This is a genomic window from Chryseobacterium sp. HMWF035, from assembly GCF_003094695.1.
GTDB lineage: Bacteria > Bacteroidota > Bacteroidia > Flavobacteriales > Weeksellaceae > Chryseobacterium > Chryseobacterium gambrini.
In genome coordinates, this window is the sequence record NZ_QEHP01000138.1 from 59,298 (window position 1) to 84,799 (window position 25,502).

General features: G+C 36.6%; 22 protein-coding genes. 11 read left to right on the forward strand and 11 right to left on the reverse strand.

Annotated elements, in window-relative coordinates:
• Positions 1–999: 999 nt before the first annotated feature.
• From DD829_RS20820 to DD829_RS20845, 6 genes are all read right to left on the reverse strand, one after another.
• On the reverse strand, positions 1,000–1,968 hold the full coding sequence (locus DD829_RS20820; RefSeq protein WP_076391230.1) for an ROK family protein: 969 nt from the start codon (positions 1,966–1,968) through the stop codon (positions 1,000–1,002).
• 84 nt (positions 1,969–2,052) lie between these two features.
• Positions 2,053–3,264: a PepSY-associated TM helix domain-containing protein gene (locus tag DD829_RS20825; RefSeq protein WP_108409031.1), complete on the reverse strand. Its 1,212-nt coding sequence runs from the start codon at positions 3,262–3,264 to the stop codon at positions 2,053–2,055.
• 64 nt (positions 3,265–3,328) lie between these two features.
• Entirely contained in the window at positions 3,329–5,485 is a 2,157-nt protein-coding gene (locus DD829_RS20830) for a TonB-dependent siderophore receptor (RefSeq protein WP_108409030.1), read from the reverse strand.
• A gap of 149 nt (positions 5,486–5,634) precedes the next feature.
• The gene (gene secA, locus DD829_RS20835; protein ID WP_108409054.1) at positions 5,635–8,709 is read right to left on the reverse strand and encodes a preprotein translocase subunit SecA; all 3,075 of its coding nucleotides are present in this window, start codon (positions 8,707–8,709) and stop codon (positions 5,635–5,637) included.
• A gap of 126 nt (positions 8,710–8,835) precedes the next feature.
• Positions 8,836–9,057: a DUF2795 domain-containing protein gene (locus DD829_RS20840; protein WP_027382805.1), complete on the reverse strand. Its 222-nt coding sequence runs from the start codon at positions 9,055–9,057 to the stop codon at positions 8,836–8,838.
• Between the two features lie 141 nt (positions 9,058–9,198).
• Positions 9,199–10,221: a GDP-mannose 4,6-dehydratase gene (locus DD829_RS20845; protein ID WP_108409055.1), complete on the reverse strand. Its 1,023-nt coding sequence runs from the start codon at positions 10,219–10,221 to the stop codon at positions 9,199–9,201.
• A gap of 75 nt (positions 10,222–10,296) precedes the next feature.
• Here DD829_RS20845 and DD829_RS20850 point away from each other — a divergent pair, with 75 nt between their 5' ends.
• The 3 genes from DD829_RS20850 to DD829_RS20860 are packed head-to-tail and all read left to right on the forward strand — an operon-like array spanning position 10,297 to position 14,906.
• Positions 10,297–11,355, forward strand: coding sequence for a DUF389 domain-containing protein (locus DD829_RS20850; RefSeq protein WP_108409056.1), 1,059 nt, complete (start codon positions 10,297–10,299; stop codon positions 11,353–11,355).
• A 36-nt stretch (positions 11,356–11,391) separates the two neighbouring features.
• Positions 11,392–12,189: a DUF2797 domain-containing protein gene (locus tag DD829_RS20855; RefSeq protein WP_108409057.1), complete on the forward strand. Its 798-nt coding sequence runs from the start codon at positions 11,392–11,394 to the stop codon at positions 12,187–12,189.
• A 32-nt stretch (positions 12,190–12,221) separates the two neighbouring features.
• Positions 12,222–14,906 carry a hypothetical protein gene (locus tag DD829_RS20860; RefSeq protein WP_108409058.1) on the forward strand — a complete coding sequence of 895 codons (2,685 nt, stop codon included), beginning with the start codon at positions 12,222–12,224 and terminating at the stop codon, positions 14,904–14,906.
• 26 nt (positions 14,907–14,932) lie between these two features.
• Here DD829_RS20860 and DD829_RS20865 read toward each other — a convergent pair whose 3' ends face one another.
• Positions 14,933–15,283, reverse strand: coding sequence for a hypothetical protein (locus tag DD829_RS20865; RefSeq protein WP_087706923.1), 351 nt, complete (start codon positions 15,281–15,283; stop codon positions 14,933–14,935).
• A gap of 171 nt (positions 15,284–15,454) precedes the next feature.
• Here DD829_RS20865 and DD829_RS20870 point away from each other — a divergent pair, with 171 nt between their 5' ends.
• Both DD829_RS20870 and DD829_RS20875 read left to right on the forward strand, forming a co-directional pair.
• Positions 15,455–15,649: a hypothetical protein gene (locus DD829_RS20870; RefSeq protein ID WP_087706921.1), complete on the forward strand. Its 195-nt coding sequence runs from the start codon at positions 15,455–15,457 to the stop codon at positions 15,647–15,649.
• 124 nt (positions 15,650–15,773) lie between these two features.
• Positions 15,774–16,820 carry a PA0069 family radical SAM protein gene (locus DD829_RS20875; protein ID WP_108409059.1) on the forward strand — a complete coding sequence of 349 codons (1,047 nt, stop codon included), beginning with the start codon at positions 15,774–15,776 and terminating at the stop codon, positions 16,818–16,820.
• 63 nt (positions 16,821–16,883) lie between these two features.
• Here DD829_RS20875 and DD829_RS23865 read toward each other — a convergent pair whose 3' ends face one another.
• Together DD829_RS23865 and DD829_RS20880 are read right to left on the reverse strand one after the other, a co-directional pair.
• The gene (locus DD829_RS23865; RefSeq protein ID WP_165796549.1) at positions 16,884–17,051 is read right to left on the reverse strand and encodes a bacteriocin-like protein; all 168 of its coding nucleotides are present in this window, start codon (positions 17,049–17,051) and stop codon (positions 16,884–16,886) included.
• Positions 17,052–17,231: 180 nt separating this feature from the next.
• On the reverse strand, positions 17,232–18,182 hold the full coding sequence (locus tag DD829_RS20880) for an isopenicillin N synthase family dioxygenase (RefSeq protein ID WP_108409060.1): 951 nt from the start codon (positions 18,180–18,182) through the stop codon (positions 17,232–17,234).
• 125 nt (positions 18,183–18,307) lie between these two features.
• Between DD829_RS20880 and DD829_RS20885 the strand changes: the two genes are divergently transcribed.
• A complete protein-coding gene (locus DD829_RS20885; protein ID WP_108409061.1) occupies positions 18,308–19,093 on the forward strand; it encodes a tetratricopeptide repeat protein in 786 nt (261 codons plus the stop codon).
• Between the two features lie 110 nt (positions 19,094–19,203).
• The gene (menD, locus tag DD829_RS20890) at positions 19,204–20,880 is read left to right on the forward strand and encodes a 2-succinyl-5-enolpyruvyl-6-hydroxy-3-cyclohexene-1-carboxylic-acid synthase (protein WP_108409062.1); all 1,677 of its coding nucleotides are present in this window, start codon (positions 19,204–19,206) and stop codon (positions 20,878–20,880) included.
• Here the strand turns inward: menD and DD829_RS20895 are convergent.
• Both DD829_RS20895 and DD829_RS20900 read right to left on the reverse strand, forming a co-directional pair.
• Positions 20,877–21,503: an aminotransferase class IV gene (locus DD829_RS20895; protein WP_108409063.1), complete on the reverse strand. Its 627-nt coding sequence runs from the start codon at positions 21,501–21,503 to the stop codon at positions 20,877–20,879. The genes menD and DD829_RS20895 overlap by 4 nt on opposite strands.
• Complete coding sequence (locus DD829_RS20900; protein ID WP_087706911.1) at positions 21,487–22,464, reverse strand: aminodeoxychorismate synthase component I; 978 nt, start codon at positions 22,462–22,464, stop codon at positions 21,487–21,489. Before DD829_RS20900 ends, DD829_RS20895 begins: the two co-directional genes overlap by 17 nt.
• A 47-nt stretch (positions 22,465–22,511) precedes the next feature.
• Here DD829_RS20900 and DD829_RS20905 point away from each other — a divergent pair, with 47 nt between their 5' ends.
• The 4 genes from DD829_RS20905 to DD829_RS20920 all read left to right on the forward strand — a co-directional run bounded on the left by DD829_RS20905 (position 22,512) and on the right by DD829_RS20920 (position 25,399).
• Positions 22,512–23,234, forward strand: a complete 723-nt coding sequence (locus tag DD829_RS20905) for a hypothetical protein (protein WP_108409064.1) — start codon at positions 22,512–22,514, stop codon at positions 23,232–23,234.
• 74 nt (positions 23,235–23,308) lie between these two features.
• On the forward strand, positions 23,309–24,046 hold the full coding sequence (locus DD829_RS20910; protein ID WP_108409065.1) for a beta-carotene 15,15'-monooxygenase: 738 nt from the start codon (positions 23,309–23,311) through the stop codon (positions 24,044–24,046).
• Entirely contained in the window at positions 24,046–25,131 is a 1,086-nt protein-coding gene (locus DD829_RS20915; protein ID WP_108409066.1) for an AI-2E family transporter, read from the forward strand. Before DD829_RS20910 ends, DD829_RS20915 begins: the two co-directional genes overlap by 1 nt.
• 13 nt (positions 25,132–25,144) lie before the next feature.
• The gene (locus DD829_RS20920; RefSeq protein WP_076391951.1) at positions 25,145–25,399 is read left to right on the forward strand and encodes a DUF3820 family protein; all 255 of its coding nucleotides are present in this window, start codon (positions 25,145–25,147) and stop codon (positions 25,397–25,399) included.
• Positions 25,400–25,502: the final 103 nt, after the last annotated feature.

A 25,502-nucleotide genomic window follows, 5' to 3' on the forward strand; every position in this document is an offset into this window, starting at 1 on the left:
ACCTATCAAAAATAAGGAAAAGTTTTTCAATCATGCGTTCAAAATTGAAATTGTCATGATAGATGATACAAATTTTTTCAAATACAATCAGCACAAATATTTTCACAAATTAAATCTAAAAATCTGCGTTATCCGCACAATCTGCGTGCGAATTTTAATAATGTTATTGAGGTAGAGTAGAGATCCTTCGACTGCTTCGCGCTCAGGGTGACAGCGCTGCAAATTGTTGCTTATAAAGTCGTTGATATTGGCGATGTCACGCTGAGAAAATTTTTTCAAACACAATCAACACAAATTTTTTCAAAAATTAAATCCAAAATCTGCGTTATCCGCACAATCTGCGAGCGAATTTTAATAATGGTATCGGGTTAGAATAAAGATCCTTCGACTGCTTCGCGCTCAGGATGACAATGCCGCAAATTGTTGCTTATAAAGTCGTTGATATTGGCGATGTCACACCGAGAAAATTTTTTTCAAACACAAGTAGCAGAAATATTTCATAAAATAAATTTAAAAATCTGCGTTATCTGCACAATCTGCGAGAGAATTTTAATAATGTTATTGGGTTATAATAGAGATCCTTCAACTGCTTCGCGCTCAGGATGACAGTGCTGCAAATTGTTCCTATAAAGTCGTTGATATTGGCAATGTCACGCCGAGACAAATTTTTTCAAACACAATTCTAAAAAATGGTTTCATCAAATAAAAATCCAAAATCTGCGTTATCCGCACAATCTGCGTGAGAATTTAATAATAGTATTGAGGTAGAGTAGAGATCCTTCGACTGCTTCGCGCTCAGGATGACAGTACTGCAAATTGTTGCTTATAAAGTCGTTGATATTGGCGATGTCATGCTGAGCCTGTCGAAGCATCTCTAAAGATGAAATAAAAACAAAAAAGCACCCTTAAAGAAGGATGCCTGTATTATTTGAGAATCATTGCGATTTTGCGTTAAAAAATTTAAGAGAAATCAAACGCAGATAATCAAAATGGTTCCGGTTATTTTTCCCAAACCAAAGCACTTGCGCCTAAAATAGCCGCATCGGCTTCGTCCAGTTCACTGAAAACCAATTTTACCTTGTTTCTGAAAATAGGAAGCAGGTTTCTTTCCATGTGAAGTTTCGTAGGCTTTAAAATAAAATCGCCTGCTTTTATCACGCCGCCAAATAAAAGAATGGCTTCCGGAGAAGAGAACATCACAAAATTTGCCAAAGCTTCCCCCAGTTTCTGTCCGGTATATCGGAATACCTCAATGGAAATCGGATCGCCCTGTAAAGCACATTCGTGAACGGTTTTAGAATTGATGGATTCTTCAGGATACTGATTGAGTAAAGATTCAGGAAATTCGGCTCTCATTTTTTTTGCGGTAATCGCAATTCCGGTGGCAGATGCATAGGCTTCAAGACAGCCTTCAGAACCTGTGCTCCAGTGTTTTCTTCCGCCCGGTTTTACGATGGTGTGTCCCAGTTCTCCGGCAAATCCGTCGTGTCCGTAGATCAGTTTTCCACCCGCAACAATTCCGCTTCCAACGCCTGTTCCCAGAGTAATCATGATGAAATCTTTCATTCCTCTTGCGGCTCCGAAAAGCATTTCTCCGATGGCTGCAGCATTCGCGTCATTAGTAATGGTACACGGAAGCCCGAATTTTGCCGACATCAGTTCAGCAAAAGGGATGGTTCCTTTCCACGGAAGATTGGGAGCCTGTTCTATCGTTCCTGTATAGTAATTGGCATTGGGAGCACCAACCCCGATTCCATCAAAATTTTTCTCTTTTCCATGGCTTTCGATCAGGGGATGAACCGCCTCGTATAAAGCGTCAATATATTCTTCTACAGTAGGATAGGCATCTGTGCGGATGTTTCCTTTTTCCAAAACTTCGCCTCTGTGGTTTACCACTCCAAATTTTGTGTTCGTTCCGCCAATATCAATTCCCAGCGCAACGTTTTTTGACAAATCTACTAATGACATTCTGTTCTAAAATTCTAAAAGGCTAAAATTATAAAAAAGATCTTATTATTAGACGATTAACCAAAGATTTATTTTAAAAAAATATTATGTTGCTTTTGGGGTTTTCTTTTTTCTTCTTCCCCACCAGATCATGAAGCCGGTGACTGGTAATGAGGCACATATCAAACTTACAATGAAAGCAATGATCTTTGTGGGAAGTCCTAAAATAGATCCGACATGAATGTCATAATTGGCTCCCACCGTTTTTTCGCCGAAATTTTTGTCTTTCATATCGTGGGTATGAAGCAGTTCTCCCGAGTTTTCATCAAAGATTAAACTGCTGCTTTTGTGGTAAGAATAGGAGAGGTGTTTTACGTAGACTTCAAAATTCGGATGCTCGTGATCGTCCATGTGTTCGTGTCCGAGATCGATAGAAAAGTTATAGGAATCGGGATATTTTGCTTTAACGGTATTGCTTATTTTGTCTAAAGTTCCTTCGGTTCTCAACTCAATCGGTGCTTTTGTTGTGATGGATGAAAAGTCGGGATAAGCCGTTTTTCCTCCTGAAAAGATGAAATATATTGATGACTGAACGAATAAAAAGGCGTAAAACAATCCGGTAATGGAGAAAATCAGTGCGAAAACGGAAGCATAAAAACCTAAAACGTTGTGTAGATCATAATTTTTTCTTTTCCAGTTTTGTACATTTTTCCATTTGAAAGAAAAACGCTGTTTTCTTGCCGCTTTGTTTTTAGGCCACCACAGAATGATTCCGGAAATCAACATGAATACAAAGATCAGCACAGGAATTCCCACAACATAGGTTCCCCAAGACTGCTTTAAAAGAAAACTCCAGTGGATCATTTTAACGATCTGGAAAAATCCGTTTTTCTCGTCGTAGGTTCCTAAAACTTTTCCACTGTATGGATTTACGTAGGCAACTTTATAGATGGGAAATTCATCAAAATAATTCCAGCCTTTCGGATCGTGTTCGTACCAGTAGAAAAGATAGGACATCTTTTTATCGATCGGAATATTCACCCAATGCACCGGATATTTTTCTTTTACCTGCGCCACCACTGCTTTTTCCAGCGTTCTTATCGGAAGAATCTGTTTCTGATCGATATTCTGCTCGTTATGATAGATCACGTCTTTTCTTGTCGCATTTTCAATTTCATCCTTGAAAACGTACAATGCTCCCGTTATCGAAATAATGAAGATCAGAAATCCAATCCCAAGACCCAGCCACAAATGCAGTTTTCCTGTCCATTTTTTAAAAGCACTTTGTTTTTTTTTGTGATGATGCTTTTTCCTCATTTTTTATTAAACTTTTAATGAAAGAAAAGTCAGCCTCCGGAAAGGCTAACTTTAAGATTGATAATTAAAATTTATATCCGACAGAAAGTCTCCAGTTTCTAGGAGCATTGTAGATCCATGCATATGAACCGTCGTCTGATCTGTATCCGCTATACAGTTTTCTATTTAAAGTATTATTTAAGAGCAAATTAACATCGAATTTTTTAGCGGCATAAGAAATACCAAAGTTCGTATCAAAATAATCTTCTAGACGCTGATCGTATTTCGCGGTTGTTCCAAACCAGGACTGCCTTCCTCCCTGATACTGATATCCTGCCGAAATACCGAATCCTTTTAGCATACCATTTTCAAATCTGTAGCTTAGCCATGTGTTTTGTACATTCTTGGCATTTCCGGGAGATTGTACGCCAATTCTTGCAGGATCGGTATCTTTTACTGTTTTGGCGTCTGTATAGGCATAATTGATTACTACATTTAATCCTTTAAAAATTTCCCCTTTAATATCTGTTTCAAAACCTCTTGCTCTTTGTTCTCCGGTGGCTACCTGAAATGCGATCCCGTTGTTCTCATTAATGTTTCCGGCAACCAGAATATTTTTTCTTCTGATTTCGTAGAATGCAAATGTTGTGTTCCATTTTCCGTTAAACCAGTCTTTTTTCAGACCAAATTCAATGTTCTGACCCTTGAACGGATCTGTAATTGAGGTGTTGTTTTTGCCTATTCCGGATTGTGGAGCGAAAGTTTTATCAAAAACTCCATATACGGAAAAATCATCTTTAAAAGAGTAGCTTAACCCAACTCTCGGCGTGAATTCATCTGCTTTATCTTTCGGAACAATATTGTTTTCAGAATAAAAAGGATATCCTGCGTATGTGGTACCGTTTGTATATCTTCCTCCTAATGTTAAACGTAATTTATTGTTAAACATTTCTATTTGATCCTGAGCATAATAGGAGGTGTACTTTACACCCTGATCATTGTAAAAAGGAGCAGAAGGATTTAATGTGTAAAAATCGGCAGAAGGTAATGTTGAAGGATCTACACCATACTGAGGATGGTAGATATTTAAAGGATAAACACCATTGGCATACCCGGAAAAATCTGCGTTATATTTTCTTTCTCCGTAATCAAATCCGGCAATAATTTTGTGGGTGATATTTCCTGTTTTCAGGCTTCCTCTTACGTATGTCTGGAAAATATGGTTTTTTCCGACCGCCTGCCAGTTGCTTAATGTTCTGTTAAAAATACTGCTGTTCTTAGTATCGAAACTTCCCCACCAAGAACCTCCGTCGTAGTTCAGATCCATGTAAGCATACTGAGTGCTCCACAACCAGTCTTTGGATAACTTTTGATCTAATGTAAGAAATAAGCTCTGATCTTTTACTTCGGTTTCTTTAAAGTTTTTGTCGTTGAAGTTTGTGTGTACATTTAATGATGCATATCCGTCATTCGACATTAAATACGCTCCCGGCTGAGAGAATTTTAAAAACTGATAATTGTACTGTGCCGTTAAAGTGGTTGTTTTAGTCGGTCTGAAAGTAATAGACGGAGCAACGATGATCTTTTTTGTCTTATCATTTTCTACCCATGATCCGTTGGTGCTTCCCATTAAATTTAAACGGTAATCTAAAACTCCGTTTTTAATAATGACACCATCCAAATCTGCTTCTCCTCTGAAAAGATTATAACTTCCTGTTGTAAATCTCACTGAGTTTTGGAATTTTCCCGTCGGTTTCTTCGTTACAACATTATAAAAACCTGCAGGATCTCCCATAGAACCCATAAATCCCGCCGGTCCCTTTACAAATTCTATTCTGTCAATAATTGAAACGTCCGGATTGATCGGTCCCCACGTTGAAGTAACGTTCATTCCGTTCATATAGGTGGCAATACTTGCTCCCCGCATAAATACATTTGAATAAACATTATCCCAATGTTCCACTTTTCTGGCACCACTTACATTTCTTACAATTCCTTCAGACATATTTAATGTAATCTGATCTGCTAAAATTCCGGTACTAATGGTTTGTACATTTTGAGGAAGTTCAAGAATTGGAGTCTGCAGTCTTAAAGATCCCGAAACTTCATCTAATTTGTATTTTTGATAATATTTCCCCTTTACAATTACCTCTTCAATATCATTTCCTTTAATTGAATCTTTTTCCTGAGCAAACGTTAGCATAGAACCTAACAGCGAAGCACAGATCAGTACATTTTTCATGAAACCTTAAATTTTTCTGCAAATATATTGTTTTTAATTATTCTAAATAAATAATCGAATTGATATTTGTCATAAAAGGAACGAATACCAGCAACAAAAAACCGCTACAAACTGAATTGTAACGGTTTTTAAATTATTGTTAATAATTCTTATGCAGGGATTTCACCTTTGTATAAGAATGAGATAATCTCTTTGTTTAGCTTCTCGATCATTTCGCTGAATAAGTGGAAAGATTCCTGCTTATAAATTACCAACGGATCTTTCTGTTCGTAAACAGCTCCCTGTGAAGATCTTCTTAGATCGTCCATTTCACGAAGGTGAAGCTTCCAGTTTTCATCGATGATGGATAACGTGATGTTCTTTTCAAAATCATTGATTAAGCTGTCGCACTGCGTTTCATAAGCCTCTTTAAGATCGGTTACGATCGTCATTGTTTTATGACCGTCTGTGAAAGGAACCTGAATCATTCTGAACATTGAACCCTGATTCTGATAAACATTCTCGATAATCGGGAAAGATTTTTCTTTCAGTAAGTTCAGTTTCATCTGATAATCTTCCTGAGCCGCTTTGAATAAAATATTCGTTAAATCCTGAACCGGTTTATTCTTGAAATCGTTCTCAGAAACCGGAGATTCCATCGTAAATGTTTTGATGATCTCGTATTCGAAATCTTTATAGCTTCCTGTCGCCTTTCCTTTTGCTGCGATAGAATTTGCCACATCAAAAATCATATTGGTGATGTCGTACTTCAGGTGATCTCCGAACAAAGCGTTCTTTCTTCTCTTGTAGATTACGTCACGCTGTTTGTTCATTACATCATCATACTCAAGAAGTCTCTTTCTTGTTCCGAAGTTGTTTTCCTCTACTTTTTTCTGCGCTCTTTCGATAGATTTTGAGATCATGGAATGCTGAATCACTTCCCCTTCCTTATGACCCATTCTGTCCATCATTTTAGCGATTCTTTCAGAACCGAATAAACGCATTAAGTTATCTTCCAGAGAAACATAGAACTGAGAACTTCCCGGATCTCCCTGTCTTCCTGCTCTACCTCTCAACTGTCTGTCAACACGTCTTGAATCGTGTCTTTCCGTTCCGATAATTGCCAAACCTCCCGCTTCTTTTACTTCTTTGGTAAGCTTAATATCCGTACCACGACCTGCCATGTTGGTTGCAATGGTTACAACACCCGGCTGTCCTGCTCCGGCAACGATTTCTGCTTCCTTCTTGTGAAGTTTTGCATTCAGAACCTGATGCGGAATTTTTCTTAGCTGTAATGCCTTAGATAATAACTGAGAAATTTCAACAGATGTTGTACCTACCAGAACAGGTCTTCCTGCAGCAGTTAATTTTTCAATTTCTTCAATTACGGCATTGTATTTTTCACGGTTAGTTTTGAAAACTAAATCCTGTCTGTCGTGTCTTAAAATCGGACGGTTGGTAGGAATTACCACCACGTCTAATTTATAAATTTCCCAAAGCTCGCCTGCTTCCGTTTCTGCAGTACCCGTCATCCCCGCAAGTTTGTTGTACATACGGAAATAATTCTGAAGGGTAATGGTTGCAAAAGTCTGCGTTGCAGCTTCGATTTTTACATTTTCTTTCGCTTCAATCGCCTGGTGAAGACCGTCTGAATAACGTCTTCCTTCCATAATACGACCTGTCTGTTCATCAACGATTTTTACTTCACCGTCAATAACCACATATTCATCATCTTTTTCAAATAATGTATACGCTTTCAACAGTTGGCTCATCGTGTGAACTCTTTCAGATTTTTCTGCAAAATCAGAGAAAAGTCTTTCTTTCGCTTCAAATTCTTCTTCTTTAGATAAATTCTTAGCTTCCAGTTCTGCGATTTCTGTTCCGATGTCCGGAAGAACGAAGAAGTTAGAATCAGAATTTCCCTGAGACATGTATTCAACACCCTTGTCCGTAAGATCAACCTGATTGTTCTTTTCTTCAATGACGAAGTACAGATCTTTATCTACGATCGGCATATCGCGGTTGTTGTCCTGCATATATTGCGCTTCAACTTTCTGAAGCAATGCACGGTTTCCGCTTTCCGATAAGAATTTAATTAACTGTCTGCTCTTAGGAAGACCTCTGTAAGCCTGAAGCAATTTGAAGCCTCCTTCTTTTGTGTTTCCTGCAGCGATTAATTTTTTTGCTTCATTAAAAATCGTAGAAACTGTTTTTTTCTGAACTTCAACGATTCTGTCGATAGAAGGCTTAAGAACATCAAATTCCTGTCTGTCTCCCTGCGGAACCGGACCTGAAATAATCAACGGTGTTCTTGCATCATCTACCAATACGGAATCCACCTCATCCACGATGGCAAAGTTCAATTCTCTCTGCACGAGTTCTGAAGGTGAAGTTACCATGTTGTCTCTCAGATAATCGAAACCGAATTCATTATTGGTTCCGTAAGTGATATCTGAATTGTATGCTTTTCTTCTTCCGTCTGAGTTCGGTTGGTGATTATCGATACAGTCGATTGACATTCCATGGAATTGGTACAATGGTCCCATCCATGCCGAGTCTCTTTTCGCAAGATAGTCGTTCACCGTTACTACGTGAACACCTCTTCCCGGAAGTGCATTTAAGAAAATTGGAAGCGTCCCTACCAAAGTTTTACCTTCTCCGGTCGCCATTTCGGCAATTTTACCGCTGTGTAGGATAATCCCCCCGATAAACTGAACATCGTAATGTACCATGTCCCAGTTTACAGGCGTTCCTGCAGCGTCCCATGAGTTTTTCCAGACAGCCTGATCTCCCTGAATTTCCACGAAATCTTTTCCTGCGGCAGCCAATTGTCTGTCCCAGTCTGAAGCCGTTACACGGATTTCTCCGTTTTGCGCCCATCTTCTTGCTGTTTCTTTCACCAAAGCGAAAACTTCGGGAAGAATCTGGCCCAGAACTTTTTCTTCAATTTCGTATGATTCTTTCTTCAGAGACTCAATTTTCGAGAAAAGCGCTTCTTTTTCGTCCACGTTTTTCGAATTTTTAATCTGCTCCTGGATCTGTTCTATCTGAGCTGTGATTTTGCTGGTTGCAGATTTAATATTTTCTTTAAACTCAGCAGTTTTCTCTCTTAAACCATCATCAGACAATTGCTGAATAGCGGGTTCAACAGCTTTGATTTTTGTTACAACTTTTTTTACTTCTTTTAGGTCCTGCGCTTTTTTGTCTCCCAAAAACCCTTTTAGAACTTTGTTTAAAAAACTCATAAATTTTTTGCTTTATGCTTAAAAGGATATCCTTTAAGCGTTTTAAATAACACTTATTGTGTAAAAAATAATATATAAAAAAGGGCAAAAAAGCTCTAAGCAGAGCCTAAAGCTTATTGCTTTTCATTAATATTCGTCTTCGTTCCAAAGATAATCTTCGTCCGTAGGATAATCGCTCCAGATCTCGTCGATCGCGTCATAAATTTCTCCTTCATCTTCGATAGCCTGAAGATTTTCCACTACTTCCATTGGTGCACCAGTTCTGATTGCGTAGTCGATAAGCTCTGCTTTAGTCATTGGCCAAGGTGCGTCACTTAAGTATGAAGCTAATTCTAATGTCCAGTACATAATTTTCTAATTTTTTGCAAAAGTATAAAATTAGCTTATATTATATGCTTTTTTATACTTGATTTTCAATTCTTTTTATTAAATTTTGTTCACCGTGTGCCTTCAGAAAGTGTTTAAGGTACTTTCCCCGGCTTACTGAGGTCATTTTCTCAAAAACCATTCCACAAATTTTTTTATGCCATTTTGGAAGTTTGTGTCAGGTTTGTAGCCAATTAATGTCTTAGCTTTGGTAATATCGGCATTGGTTTTCAGGACATCTCCGGGCTGCATTGGCAGATTTTTGCGGATGGCAGATTTTCCCAATGTCTTTTCGATCGTGGAAAGCATTTCATTTAAATTAATTACTTCACTTTCACCGAGATTAATGATTTCGTAAACGTCTGAATGATTTTCAAGATACTGAATCGACTTCAGAATGCCGTCAATGACATCATCAATATAAGTGTAATCTCTTGCGGTGGTTCCGTCTCCGTAGAAAGGGATTTCCTGATCTTCGGAAATGAGTTTTGTGAATTTGTGGATCGCAAGGTCGGGTCTCTGTCTTGGTCCGTAAACTGTGAAAAACCGCAGTTGGATCATATCTATTTTGTATAAATCATGATAAACGTGTCCTAAAATTTCACCACATTTTTTGGTTGCCGCATAAGGGGAAATGGGATTATCTACATTATCGGTTTCAGAGAAAGGAATCTTTTCATTATTTCCGTACACGCTTGATGAGGAAGCGCAGACAAATTTATTGATATTGAAATCTTTACAGAGTTCCCAGAGATTCATGGTTCCTCGGATGTTTACTTCTTCGTATTCTAAAGGTCTTTCAATAGAAGGACGAACTCCCGCAAGTGCAGCAAGGTGAATGACGGTGTCTATTTTATGGTTCTTAAATATTTCCTCCAACCCTTTTTTATCGCGGATGTCCTGATAATAGAGTATGTAATTTTCTGATTGTGAAAGAGAAATTAATTTTTTAATATCATTATCTTTTCCGGAGTACTCAAAATCCGAAAAATATTGAATAGCGTCTAAAGTATTTTGAATTTTTATCTGATAGCTGTAGAAATCATCAAAATTGTCAATGTTTATGACAGAATGTCCTTTTTTCAATAATTCCTCAGCAAGATGGGAACCTATGAAACCGCTTCCTCCGGTTATGAGATAATTCATTTGTTGGTTTTTAATTCCACAAATTTATTAAAATACTTGGATGCTCTTTTTATACTTTTGCTATAAATATCATAAATGATTAATTTTCAAAAATTATTCACCCTGCCAAAAGAAGAAGAGGAAGAATTTACTTTTCAGGAAATTGAAGAGGGAATCTATTTTCGCGGGCATAATCTCTGGCTTCTGGTGATCTCTATGGGAATTGCCTGCATCGGTTTAAATATCAACAGTTCGGCGGCAGTAATCGGAGCGATGCTGATTTCTCCTTTAATGGGACCTGTTGTAGGCATTGCATTCGGATTTTCTATCGGGAACAGACATCTGATAAAGCTAGGCGTTTTCAACTGGCTTCTGATGATTATCGTTGCCCTTTGTTCTTCCACTCTGTATTTCCTTGTTTCTCCTTTTCACTCGGAAACTTCACAACTGGAAAGTTTTAAAACAGCGACTATTTTCGACTGTTCTCTGGCTTTGCTGGGCGGTTTTGCCTGGTTTCTGGGAATTGTAAGAAAAGAAGCCATAAAAGTAATTGCAGGAGTTGCGGTTTCTACCGCCTGTATTCCGCCGCTTTGTACAGCAGGATTCGGGATTGCCAACGGAAACTGGGAATATTTCTGGGGCGGATTTTATTTTTACCTTATCAATTGTTTTTTTATTGCGGTAGGAACATGGATTCTGAGCCTTGTACTCGGTTATCAGAAGTACTACATGGAAAAAGGAAAGGCGGCGAACAGAAAGAACTCATTAATTATAAGTCTGGCTTCTGTTATTATTCTGCTTCCAAGTGTTTTACTCACGAAAAAGAAATGGGAAAAAGAAACACTGAAAGAACGGTCTGAAAATTACATCAGAAAGATCAGAGAAAATCATCCGGAACTCGCCATCATCAATTATGAATCTTTTAAAGAAAGTGAAAGCAATTTTCTGAGAATTACGGTGCTGAATGACAGTGTTTCCCTCAGTAAAAAAAGGCTGGATGAGCATAATGATCTGGTAAAAGATATTCATTTAATCTGGCAATATTCGCCACATTCTGAAAATATGAATAATCCGGACGTAAAAAAACTCCAGAATCAGATTGATGCTTTGAAAGAAGAAATCAGCAGACTGAAATCTGAAAACAAAATCAAATAAATTTTAAATTTTTTATATTTACTTAAACTTAATACAATGCAGTTTCAAGGGCAAATTTTAAAGATGACGAGCTTCCACGACGAGCCGATCCAATATTACCTTAATCTTTCCGGTGATCTTATCCACATGAACGAACTTTTCGGAAAAGAACTTACCATTAAACATACAGGTTACCAATGCGTAAACTGTGGCGAAAATAAACCGATTTACAGAATGGGCTTCTGTAAAAACTGCTTCTTTGAAAGTCCTTATGCAAGCGATACCATCATTCGTCCCGAACTTTCCACAGCGCATCTTGGAATTGCGGAACGGGATTTGGATATAGAAAAGGAAATTCAGTTACAGCCACATACCGTTTATCTTGCGTACACGGGAGAAGTAAAAGTAGGGGTTACGAGAAATACACAGATTCCTACAAGATGGATCGATCAGGGCGCTACATTTGCGCTGCCGATTGCGAGAACGGAAAACCGATATGAAGCGGGAATGATAGAGGTTGCTTTGAAGCAGCATGTTGCCGATAAAACAAGCTGGAAGAAAATGCTTCAGGACGATTTTGAAGATGAGATAGACCTTGCCGATTTTCAGCAGAAGATAAAAGAATATTTTCCTGAAGATTTCCAGAAGTTCTACAGTGAAGGCGAAAATATGTGGAGATTCGATTATCCGTTTGAAAAACCTGAAAAGGTAACATCCTTTACTCTTGATAAAAGACCTGAATATACAGGGAAGTTAACGGGAATTAAAGGGCAGTACTTAGGTTTCGACGGAGGCGAATTCATTAACGTAAGAGGACATGAAGGGTATGTAATTGAATTGACTGTTAAAAATTAATAGAATATTGAATTAAAACCAAATCACAAAAAATGAAAGGATGGGTAAAAAAATTATTTCTTGCTCTCGGAATCCTGCTGGTAATTGTTTTGCTGGCAAATCTTGGGCTTAATTTCTGGCTGAAAACAAGGCTCCCGAAATACATTAAAAACAACACGGATTACAAAGTTTCCTACAAAAGTCTGGATGTTGATCTTCTGTCGGGGAATATTCTTTCGACGGGAATTACCGTCAACAGCAAAAATCCTCAGAATTTCAATGTTATCGGACTTCAGGGTACAATTGATACTTTAAAGATAAGCCGTTTCGGCATTTATGATGCCATTTTCAACAAACAGATCAGCTCATCAGATTTACTGCTGTCCAAACCTAATCTGAATATTATTCTTGCGAAACCGGTTGATACAAAAACCGGAAAGAAAAGAAATCCGGTACGGTTTGACAACATTAGAATCAATGATGGAAATATCAGCATTTTCAGATTTACGAAACAGAAATTCTTTTCGGTGCAGGATCTGAATCTGTATGTTGAAAATCTTCAGATGACGGAAGAATCTGTAGAAGATAAATTGCCTGTGGTTTTCGATCAGTATTCCATTAAAGGAAGTAATTTTTTCTTCCGTCCGGATAATGTCTATGCTTTGGAGATTCGTAAAATTGAAACAACAAACGGACAGATGTCGATTGATCGGTTTCAACTGACGCCACTCGTTACTTTTGAGCAGTTTAAAAAATATTATCCTAAAAAGACGCAGCTTTTTCAGTTTAATATTGAAAAAATGGAATTCAAAGATATTGTTCTGAAAAAGAATAAAGTTTCTTTAGCAAACGCAAATTTTTATAATCCTGATTTTAAAGTTTATACCACCGATGCGGCTCCGGTAAAGCCTAAAAAACCAGTTAATTTTGATATCGATCTCGAAAATATTAAATTGAATAACGCAACTGTTCAGGTGATGAAACCTAACGGAGAAAAACTTCTCTACGCCCAAAAGGCAAACCTGAACATCAATACACTGAGATTTGACAAGGAAACAAGGGAAGAGTTGATTCCGGTAGGATATAAAGACTTTCATTTTTCAGCGCAGGATATTTTGTACTCCGATCATCAGGATTTTAATGTAAAAAGTTTCACGTTAAATTCGAAAAAAGGAGAAATCCGGAATATTTCCGTGGTTCCGAATGGTTCAGCAGCAGGAAAAACCTCAATGAATCTTGTAGCGAACTATATTGGTTTTACAATAAATAAATGGGAGTCCGTTGATAAAAAACTGAACCTTGATGTAAAAGATGTTCTGGTGGATCAGGTGAAAGGAAGCATCAAAGCAGGAGAAGTACAGGCAGCAAAAAAATCAGCAAATCTCAGTGGGATTCAGTTTCCGATAATCATCAGAAAAGTAGTGCTGAAGAATTCTGATATTACGTATGAGAAAAACAATCAGCCGTTGAGTTTTGCCCGTCTCAATGCAACCATTAATGATATTCAGCTTACCTCAAAACCGGACAACTCAGGAATCGCGGTTGATGTAAAAAACTATGCGCTTACTTCGGGCAATTTTGCTTACAAAACTGAGTTTTACAATATGACTTCAGGTGCTTTGAAGGTGGATAAAAATAACATCCGGCTCTCTCAGTTTGCGATGAAGCCTCTCGTTTCGAGAGCGCAGTTTATCAAAATGATTCCTGTGGAAAGAGATTTATACGATATTAAAGTAAATCAGATTACAGCAAACGGAACATGGGATCTGTTTTCTGACAATAAATCGATTAACGCTTCTAATGTAACCATTGAGTCTGCGGATGCCAATATTTTCAGAAGTAAAATCCCGAAAGATGATCCTAAAGAAAAACCTTTATATTCCAGATTGTTACGCTCTATAAAAATCCCGATGGTCGTTAATAATCTGAATCTTAGAAATTCTGTTCTCGTGTATGAAGAAGATACGCCTGAAAGTGCGGGGCCGGGAAAACTGACATTCAGCAACTTTAATATGAATGTTAAAAACCTCAACTCTGCCAAAATGAAAGGAAAACCGACAAGAGTGGATATTAAAATAGATTGTTCTTTTATGAAGCTTGCGCCGCTTTCTGTAAACTGGAATTTCGATGTTGCCGATCAGCGTGATGTGTTTGCTATTTCGGGAAGAACCACCAATCTTCCGGCGCAGGGAATCAACCCGTTTATCCGTCCTTATCTTCATGTAACGGCAACGGGAACCATTCAGGAAATGCTTTTCAATTTCAAAGGGAATCCTAAAGGACTGAACGGAAGTTTTAATCTGAAGCATAAAGATCTTAAAATTGCCATTTTAGATAAAAATAACCGTGAAAAGAAAGGATTTTTAACTGCCGTTGCCAATCTTCTGGTAAAAACAGATTCTGGAAAACTTCCTGAAGATGTACAGGTGGAAGATGTGGAAAGAGATCCTACCAAATCATTCTTTAACCTTTTCTGGAAGGGAATTGAACAGGGCCTGAAGAAAACTTTGATCGGAATTAATATAGACGGTGCCAAAAAGACAGTTGACAATGCCAAAAAGACTGTGAAAAATGTAAAAGAAGATGTGAAAGGCATGAAGCAGTCAGTAAAAGAAATAGGTCAGGAGATAAAGAATAAGCCCGATCAGAATAAAGAAGAGCAACCCAAAAAAGAAACTGAAAAGAAAGGATTTCTGAAAGGCATATTTAAGAAAAAAGAAAAATCCGGGACTGAATAAGTTCCGGATTTTTATCATATTTAAATTTAGAAATTGTAATCGTCGCTTTCGTCAATAGTGATGGCTCTTAAAAACTGATCGAATTCTTCGCCGGGATAATTGCTGTCTGCTCCGTAAGAATCGATGATCATTCCCATATTTCCTGCCGTATCTTTTACCAGATAAAGCACTGCATTATCATCAGGATTGCTGTCTCCCTCAAAACGGTACGTTTTCAGAACCGTTAATTCTGAAGGCTGATACACCTTGTCTGAATTTTCAAACTTCATTTCGCACTTTTCATTCATTCTGAACTCACGGTGTACTCCTCTTTGTGCCAATTTTGCCATTACCTGACTTAAGGTTGTCATTTTATCAATATTGTCTGTATTTTCCATAATAATATTTTTGTTTTAAACTACAATAATTAAACCATTGATCGCTTTGTTGTGGTATTGGCAAAGATTATATTTTTAAATTTTTTCAATATCTGTTAACAAAATTTATCGTGACAGAAAATGTTTGGGTATACTTTTTGCAATAACGAGAATATATAAATCAGACAGAATATGAAAAAAGAAGTCGGAGTTTTACTGGCAGGAGGAGTTGGTCTTTTGGCAGTATTAAGTATCATAGGAATAAAAAAAATATTACACAGAAAAGATAAAAAATACAGTGATGCCTATTCGGATTATCACAGACATTTCGAAGACAAAAACTATGACGATGAATATCATGGCGTAGAATTTTATGCACTGAAGTAGTTAAAAAATATATCTAAATCATGTTAAAATCCGGGGCTTTTAAAGTTTCGGATTTTTCTTGTGGAAAACTTTAATGTTAAAATTGATCATTTTATAATCATTCCACTCTAATTTTACATCATCAATGCAGAACGAAAATATCATAAAAGGTCAGGGCGCACAGCGAAATGTTATCAACCGTTTCGACCGATATACCTTTGAACCTGAAGAAGATGATTTCGAAACGGTAAAAACCTCTTTTACCGAAGTTTTCCCTAAAAGCATCGTCAATCAGGTAAAAAGTGATGATCTTCCGATGGAGTACTCCATGAATCCTTATCAGGGTTGTGAACACGGCTGTTCTTACTGCTTTGCAAGACCTACTCATGAATATTGGGGATACAGTGCAGGAATTGATTTTGAAAGGAAGATCATGGTAAAGAAAAATGCACCGGAACTTTTAGAAAAGTTTTTTCAGAAAAGAGGATATCGACCGGCTCCCATTCTACTTTCAGGAAATACAGACTGTTATCAACCCGCAGAAAGGCAGTTTGAGATTACCAGAAAAATACTGCAGGTCTGTCTGGATTACAGACATCCTGTCCATGTTCTTACAAAAAATGCTTTGGTTATTCGGGATATTGATATTCTGCAGCCTTTAGCTGAACAGAATCTTGTGTCCGTTTCTCTTAGCATTCCCACCATCAATGAGGAACTTCGAAGAAAAATGGAACCGAGAACCAGCGCTGCAAAAAACAAATTGAAAGCTATAGAAATTCTGTCTGAACACAAAATTCCTGTCAATGTCATGGTAGCGCCAATTATTCCCGGATTAAACAGTGATGAACCTTTAACCATTTTGAAAGCGATCTCAGAAGCAGGAGCGCAAAGTTTCGGTTACACTCTGGTAAGATTGAATGATTCTGTAGAGCCGGTTTTTGTCAACTGGATTGAAAATGCATTTCCGGACCGTGCTCAGAAAGTCTTAAATCTGATCCGTTCCATGCGGGGCGGAAAATTAGGTGAGAAAAAGTTCTTCGACAGACAAAAGGGAGAAGGAAATATTGCAGAAATGATTCATAATACCTTTAAAATAGGGCGGAAAAAGTTTTTCGAAGGAAAAGAATTTCCGAAACTTTCCACTAAAGGTTTTACAGGAGCAAAAGATCAGCAGCTGAGGTTGTTTGATTAACAGTTTCACAAAAATAAAAACCGCTCCAATCAGGAACGGTTTTTTTATAACTTTTTTGCAGTTCTACATATCCGTTACAGGACATTCGAAATCTTTGCTGCATGCAGCGCATACAATGATGTCTCCGCAAACGTACATACAAAAATCCGGTTCATCCGGAAAAGACTTAATTCCTCCAGCTCCTTTAATTCCTTTTAATTGACTTTTGTTTAATTTTTTTAAATTTTTCATATTTTTCATATTGTTTTAGTTAAAAATTTGATACTAATGTAAAGATAATCAAAATTTTAATAAATCAAACTATTGTGGGATATTTTTCACGAATAATTTATTTGGATTTAAATATTTATATCTGTTTCGCACTAAAAGGTGTAATTAAATAAAAAACCGGGCAAATTGCCCGGTCTGTATTTATTTTTTGATCAATCCTAATTCAATTAATCTTTCGTGTAAAAATTCTCCTGCTGTCGTATCTTCATACAGTTTCGGGTGATTTTCATCTACACAGTTTTCAAGAGCATTCAGTGACATGGAGCTCACAGGATGCATAAAGAAAGGAATTGAATATCTTGAAGTTCCCCACAATTCTCTTGGCGGATTTACCACTCTGTGAATCGTAGACTTCAGCTTATTGTTGGTATGTCTCGAAAGCATATCTCCAACGTTAATCATCAGTTCGTCCGGTTCTGCAATCGCATCAATCCATTCTCCCTTATGATTCTGAACCTGAAGACCTTTCCCCTGAGAACCCATCAAAAGAGTAATCAGATTAATGTCTCCATGAGCAGCAGCTCTTACCGCATCATCCGGTTCTTCCGTAATAGGCGGATAGTGGATTGGTCTTAAAATAGAGTTTCCTTCTGCAATTTTATCATCAAAATAAAATTCATCAAGACCAAGATACAGCGCCAAAGCTCTAAGAACATACTGCCCTGTTTTTTCCAGCATCTGGAAAGCTTCTTTCCCTACTTCGTTGAATTTTGGAAGTTCTTCAACGATTACATTATCAGGATACTCGCTTTTGTATTGGGAATCATCAGACACATATTGTCCGAAATGCCAAAACTCTTTCAGGTCTCCTTTTTTGAAGCCTTTTGCAGTCTCCTTACCGAATCCTACATAGCCTCTTTGTCCGCCAATTCCCGGAATCTCATACTTCTGTTTCGTTTCCGTTGGCAATTCAAAAAAGTTTTTTACCTCTCCATACAGTTCATCCACCAATTTGTCATCAAGAAAATGGCCTTTTAAGGCTACAAAACCAATTTCTTCATAAGCTTTTCCGATTTCATTTACAAATTTCTGTTTGCGTTCCGGGTCACCCGAAAGGAAATCACGCAGGTCTACACTAGGTATTTTATCCATTTTTAGAAATTTACGAACTGCTAAATTACAGATTTTTGCTTTATTGTAAGCTACGATTTTTTTTTCGTTTTATCAATATTTCATGAAATTTATTACATTTGATTTTTATAAATTTTTGAAATGTTATGAAATATATTATTTTATTTCCGTTTTTAATTTCTTTATACAGTGCTCAGAATTATTATGAAAATGGAAATAAACTTTATAAAGAGAAAAAATATGACAAAGCAATAGAGTTATTTACTTTAGCAATTAATACTGAAGATCATGTATCCGATGCTTACATGCTGAGAGGAAATTGTAAAGCGATAATTAATGAGGAAGGAGCTATGTCAGATTTAATTATTTCTAAAGAGCTAAACCCCAATAATTATTTGGTGTATTTTTATATAGGAAGTGAATACCTCATAAATGGCGATGTTATAAATGCTAAGGAAAACCTTGAAAAATCCATTTCTATTAATAATAAATATGCACTTGCAGTTGATTTTCTGTCAATAGCAATGATGGCTTCGGATAATTTGCAGGAAGCTTTAAAATTATCTGAAACTGCTGTCAGATTAGATCCAAACGGAGAAGATTTTTATCTTCATAGAGGAGTAATAAAAATGAAATTAGGTATGCTTGGAGATGCTATAAAAGACTTAGAAAAGGATCTAGGTAAAGGATCCGATGTAAATATATATTCTAATCTTGCAGTTTGCTATTATCAAATGAAAGATTACGACAATACCATCAACTTTGCAACAAAAGCTTTAGTTATTGAACCGAAATTATTGGATGTTTTACTATTTAGAGCATCATCTTATGACAAAACAGGCCAGACTAAGTTAGCCTGTAATGATTTTCAAAACGCAAAAGGTTTAGGAGCGAATCTATCTGATGAGAAAATAAATAAAATCTGCGAATAATAACAGAGTAAATTCTTTCTCCACAATGATACTTGCCAAAGACTGCTGAAAAACCAATCAAAATTTAAAATCTTGACAAAGGTTTAGTATTTATAGATTAAATTTGTATTATGAAAAAATATTCTTCCAAAAGAAGTATTCAGATACTTGCACACCTTCTTCAGCAATACGGAATTTCAGATATCATTGTTTCCCCGGGATCCAGAAATGCACCTTTGGCGATTCATTTTTCAGAGATCGACAGTTTCAACTGTTACAGTATTGTGGACGAAAGAAGTGCGGCTTTTGTAGGAATGGGAATGGCGATGAGCGAGAAAAAACCGGTTGCCGTTACCTGTACAAGCGGTTCAGCTTCCGTAAATTATTATCCGGCGATCACCGAAGCTTTTTATTCCAATATTCCGCTTTTGGTGTTAACTGCTGACAGACCAACGGATTATGTGGATATTTTCGACGGACAGACGATCCGGCAGAATAATCTTTTTCATCAGCATTCTTACGGAGATTTTCAGCTTTTGGAAGACGGAAAGGAAAATGCAGAAGACATTAATTTTGATATCATTAAAAAAGCCATTGAACTTTGTATTGAAAAACAGGGTCCGGTTCACATCAATATTCCTCTTGAAGAACCTTTGTATGAATTAATTTCAGAATTGCCGACTTTCCCGACGGTTGAAAAAACAATCAAACAGAAAGAATACGAAATTCCTTCTAACCTTATTGCAGACTGGAATACTTCGCAAAGAATCATGATTATTGTGGGAACCAAAGATCACAGTCCGGAATTAGAGAATCAGTTAACGCAATTGGTTAAAAATCATACGGTTGTGGTTTTGAGCGAAGCGAATTCAAATTTATACCACGAAAAATTTTTCAGGCATATAGACCGGTATGTTTTTAATTTTACGGAAGAAGATTTTAAAATGTATGCGCCTGATTTGCTGATTACAGTGGGACAAAATGTTGTTTCCAAAAAGGTGAAACAGTTTTTAAGAAAAGCAAAACCAAAGCAACACTGGCATCTTGATCCTGTATGGCAACCGGATACGTATTTTGCTCTAACTGAAAAAATTGAGGTAAAACCGGAAACTTTCTTTTCTAAATTATTGAAATTCGTTAATCTTGAGCCTAAACCTTATTTTAACCTTTGGGATGTTTTAAGAGATAAAAAAGATGCAAAACATGAAAAGTTCTTAAATTCCGTAGATTTTTCAGATTTTTATTTTTTCAATAAAACGGCACAGATTGTTCCTGAAAATTACAATATTCATTTCAGCAACAGTTCGGCAATACGCTATGCACAGCTTTTCGATTACGGCAAAAGAAGAATTTACTGCAATAGAGGAACTAGCGGAATCGATGGTTCCACTTCTACAGCAATGGGATTTGCAATCAAAAATTCTAATCCTACTTTGTTGATTACCGGAGATTTAAGTTTTTTCTATGACATTAACGGACTTTGGAATCAGTACATTCCTCCGTTTGTAAGAATCATGATTTTTAATAACGGCGAAGGAAATATCTTCAAAATTATTCCGGGACCGGGAAATGCCAATCCGAATACGTTAGACGAATTTATCACTACAAAACATCATAAAAATGCCGAGTATTTAGCCAAACATTTCGGATTCTCCTACACAAGAGTAGATGAAGAGGTAACTTTAGACCGTGTTCTTGAAAATTTCTTTAAACCGGATGTTCAGCCTAAGGTGTTGGAAATCAATACGCAGGCTTTGCATAATGCAGATATACAGAAATCGTATTTTAACTTTCTGAAAGAAAATTAAAGATCTAGATATTCTTCATTTCCGGGTAAATTGATAATCCTGTCCAAAGGATAAATGAAATTTTCATCAAAATCATTCATCGCGTTAATGATTTGGAAATGAGAAAATTGCTTGATGTTCTGTAAAGTGATCTCGGCTTCTTTTACTTTTTTGTGTTTTAAAAGATTTTGTCTCTGTACACCATTCAGAAGATACGTTGAAGGAGTAAACCAGTCTTTACCTTTTAAAAATAAAAGGTTGGAGTAGGAAGTGTCTGTAATGTGATTGTTTTTAACGATGATGATTTCTTCGGCTTTGGATTTCATCTTCATTTTTTCGAGCTCTTTCCGGTCTTCAAATTTAAAAGAATAATCGTAGCTGTTGTTTTCTACCAGCTGAAAATCGTCAATTTCAGGAATCGCATAAGGAATCATCTGGGTTCGGATTTTCTTATCAAGATCATACACGATTCTCAGCTTGAAAAGTCCGTCCTCATCATGGTCAAGATGTTTATAAATCTTGGCAATATCTATGGAGCCTTCCTTTCCAAAATGGGCGAAAGTCTGGTCTACACGCTTTTGATGAAATTCCAATAAAAAAATTTCCTGATCTTCTACTTTAATGCTTTCAATGAATTGGGACATAGATTTTGTTTTTCATTTCCTGATATTCGTCTTCTAACCTGCTCATGTGTGTAATTCCGCCTCCGCTTTTAAAGAAAAGCTCTTCTCCTTCTTTTTCAATAAAACGGATCATTACACAACTGTCGACATTTTTTCCGTCAAACCAACCGCAAACGCCTGTATAATATCCTCTTTCATAACCTTCTGCATCCAAAATAATTTCCAGTGTTTTAGGTTTTGGAGCTCCCAAAATAGAACCTGCAGGAAGCAGTTTTTTCATGATGCTTCCCAGTTTTCCATTAAATTCAGGTTTGATGTTTCCTGAAATTTCGGAACTCATGGCATATAAATCTTTTTGCTTTGTTTTGATGAAATCGATGTATTGAAATTTGTCAACTTTCACATCGTCTGCCACCATGCTCAGATCATTCCGGAGCAGATCTACCACCGTGTAATGTTCGGCTTTCTCTTTTTTATCATTTTTAAGAATTTCCGCTGCATTATCCAGAGAGGCGTCAATAGTGCCTTTCATGGGATAGGTGAAAATTTTTCCGTCGTTGATCTTTACAAAAGTTTCAGGAGAAAAAAATACGAAAAAATCTTTATAAAAAACTTTATATTTCGCCGAAGAATGATAAAATATTTCTTTTAGTGTTAAATTCGTCTCAATTTTAGTTTTTCGGGTATAATTTACCAGATAAGAATTTCCGAAGCGAATATTTTTCTGAACTTTATCGAATCCTGTTTTAAAGCTTTCCAAAGTTTCAGGATAAGAAATCCATTCTAATTTTTTGTTTAAATGAGGTTCTGTTTGTACGGTTGAAAAGTTTTGAAAATCAATTAATAAGCCCGAATTTTCAATTTCATCTTCTTTAAAGATTTCAACATTCTCCGTAAGAAAATCAATGATAAAAAAGTAGGGAACTTTCTGTAGTGAAAGTTCATCCATTTCTATAAATTTTTGATGATTCGCCGAAAACATTCCGCAAAAGTAATTATTGATGTTTACTTTTGCACAAAATTTTTTTAATGGAAAACAAATATCCACAGAAATCGGGATTAGATTTTATACTGAAGCAGGCATTTTTCTACTGGAATAAGACGCTGATTTTTCAGCTGATGTTTTCGGTGCTTTACTTTGCCATATTTTTCACCTCAATGTTTTTCTTTGCAGAAAAATTCGGGGTATTGGAGCAGCAGCAGCAACTTATCGAAGCCTATCAAAACGGGATGGATGCTTATCTGGCAAAAGCGGCGGAACTTGGACAAACGGATAATTCTCGGTATTTCAGCTATGCTTTACTGGGAACGCTGGTTTTCCTTTACCCTTTAAATCTTGGTTTTTTTCAGATTTTCCGAAAGATTGATTTAAAAGAAAAAATTGAGATCAGTGATTTACTGGCGGGTTACAACGGAACGAACTTTTTCAGATATATTTCGTACGGTCTGTTTTGGTTTTTGATCTATGCCATGATCTTCAATACCTTAATTTTGCCTGTTATCTGGGTTTGCATTACGATTTTTGTAGCACCGATGATGTTTTTCATGAATAGAACCATCTTCGAATCGATTTCTTTAAATTTTAAAGCACTGAAGATGTATTTTCTGGAAATATTTGTGTGTGTGATGGTTGCAGTAATTTTTAAATACATAGGATTTGCCCTGTTTTTTGTAGGAGGTTTATTTACATTTCCTTTCTGGAATGCGATGATTTATTCGCTTTACAAAACCATTTTCTCCGAAAAGGAATAAATTTGGAGTGATTTTAATATTATTTCTGCCAAAAAAAGATTAATTTGGTAGTAACAACATTAAAAAATCACACCATGTCAGAATTTGATGAATTTGATCAGCAGGGTTCTGTTCCGGAAAGGAATACAGGATCTATTATTTCTCATGCTTTTGAAATCTATAAAGGAATTTTTCTTTATGCGATTGCTGCAATGATCGTTTATGTAATTGGCGATTTTGTATTACAGTCTGTTACAGGTTATAATTCCTGGGAAGGCTTTAGCGGTTTCAGAGATATTGAAGATGGCGATTTTTCTCAATATAATTATTTGGCCCGACCGGGAGCTTCTTTGTATTATTCTGTTTCGAGTGTTTTTGGCATTCTGTTTTCTCCTATTTACGTAGGATTAATTTATATTGCCAATAAGTTTAATACTAAAAATGCAATAGAATTTTCTGATCTGTTTATAGGGTATCGTCAAAATTTAGGAAATATCCTTCTGTACTGCTTATGCACTACAATTATTTTTGGTATTTCCGCAGCACTGTGCGGGATCCCGTTCTTGTTTGTTTATCCACTTTTTCTTTTAGGTTATCCTATCCTTTTGTTTGAGAATGCAAATGCAATAGATGCAATCAGCAAGACTTTTAACATCGCAAAAGAAAATTACGGTACGTTTTTAGGTGCAGGTCTGTTGGGCGGATTAATTAGTATAAGCGGAATTGTTCTTTGCTGTATAGGCATCATAGCTACTTTTCCGTTTATCATGATCGTAATGTATTCTACTTACTGTGCCCATTTAGGAAAACCAAGACAAATAATAAACAACTAATGAATAAAAATGAACAAATAAGCAGCGTCAAAATAAAGCAGGTGTTTCTGCTGGCAATTATTTTGATATTGGCGGCATTAATCTGTTATAATCTTGCGCTTTTTATCCCTTCTGTATTGGGAGCAATCACCATATATGTGGTGTGCAGGAGATATAATTTTTATCTGCAGGAAGAAAAAAAGTGGAAACCGTGGCTTGCCTCATTAACGCTGATGTTTGCGAGTCTGGTTATTCTCATTCTCCCGATTTATTTTATAGGAGATCTTTTGATTGAAAAATTAGGAAATGCGCAGGCTTACATGGATAAGTTTAATGTATTTCTGGAAAAAATTCATACTTATATTTTCGATAAAGTAGGGTTTGATATCTTAAGCAAAGAAAATATGGATAAGCTGAAAAGCAGCGTAGGACAGTTTTCTACAAAAGCCCTCAGCGGAACTTTTAATACAATGACGGTAGTTATGTCGATGTATTTTATTCTTTACTTTATGTTGGCAAAACCTCGCTTTTTTGAAAGAATTCTATCCTCTTCAGCTCCTCTGAAAAGATCCAATGTATCTATGATCGGAGAGAAAATGAGAAAGCTGATTATGGCAAATGCGATCGGAATTCCCGTTGTTGCTCTCGGACAAGGAATTGTTGCTTTAGTGGGATACTTCATTTTTGGCGCGCCTAGTCCGGTTTTGCTTTTTGCATTAACAGCGGCAGCTTCTATGATTCCCGTTGTGGGGGCAGCGATTGTTTATGTTCCTGTCTGCGTTTATATGATTGCGGAAGGAAACACGGGAGCGGGACTCGGGCTGGCTGCCTATTGCCTTATTGTTGTCGGATTAACAGATAATGTGCTGCGTTTTACCCTTCTGAAAAAGCTAGAAGACATTCACCCTTTAAATACGGTTTTCGGGATTATTATGGGAATGAATTTATTCGGTTTTATGGGGCTGGTTTTTGGTCCTATTTTAATTTCATTAACTTTGCTTCTGATTCAGGTATACAGAAACGAATTTTCGGATGATGATACTCCTGATCTGCAATTGCCGGGTAAAGATGATGCCCTGGAGCAAAAAATCGATTTAATGGTATAAAATGGAAGACGGAATAAACCCTGAAATTTTAAAAGAAATCTGTTTCTTAAAAATGCCTTTCGGGAAATACGAAGGAACAGTTCTCGCGGATCTGCCGATAAGCTATCTGGAATGGTTTGCCAGAACAGGAATGCCCAAAGGAAAGTTGGGAATGCAGTTATCAACAATTTACGAAATAAAATTAAACGGTCTAATGGATTTGCTGACTCCAATTCGGGGTGGAACGGTGAATTTTGAAAAACCTAAAACAAAAACGTATAAATTTTAGCATAAAGTTTCGGCGGCATCGAAGATGCCGCCGAAACTTTTTTCAAATAGATGCTATCTATAAGTATGTTTTCTGCTAATTAATTGATTTTTCAGTAGTATGC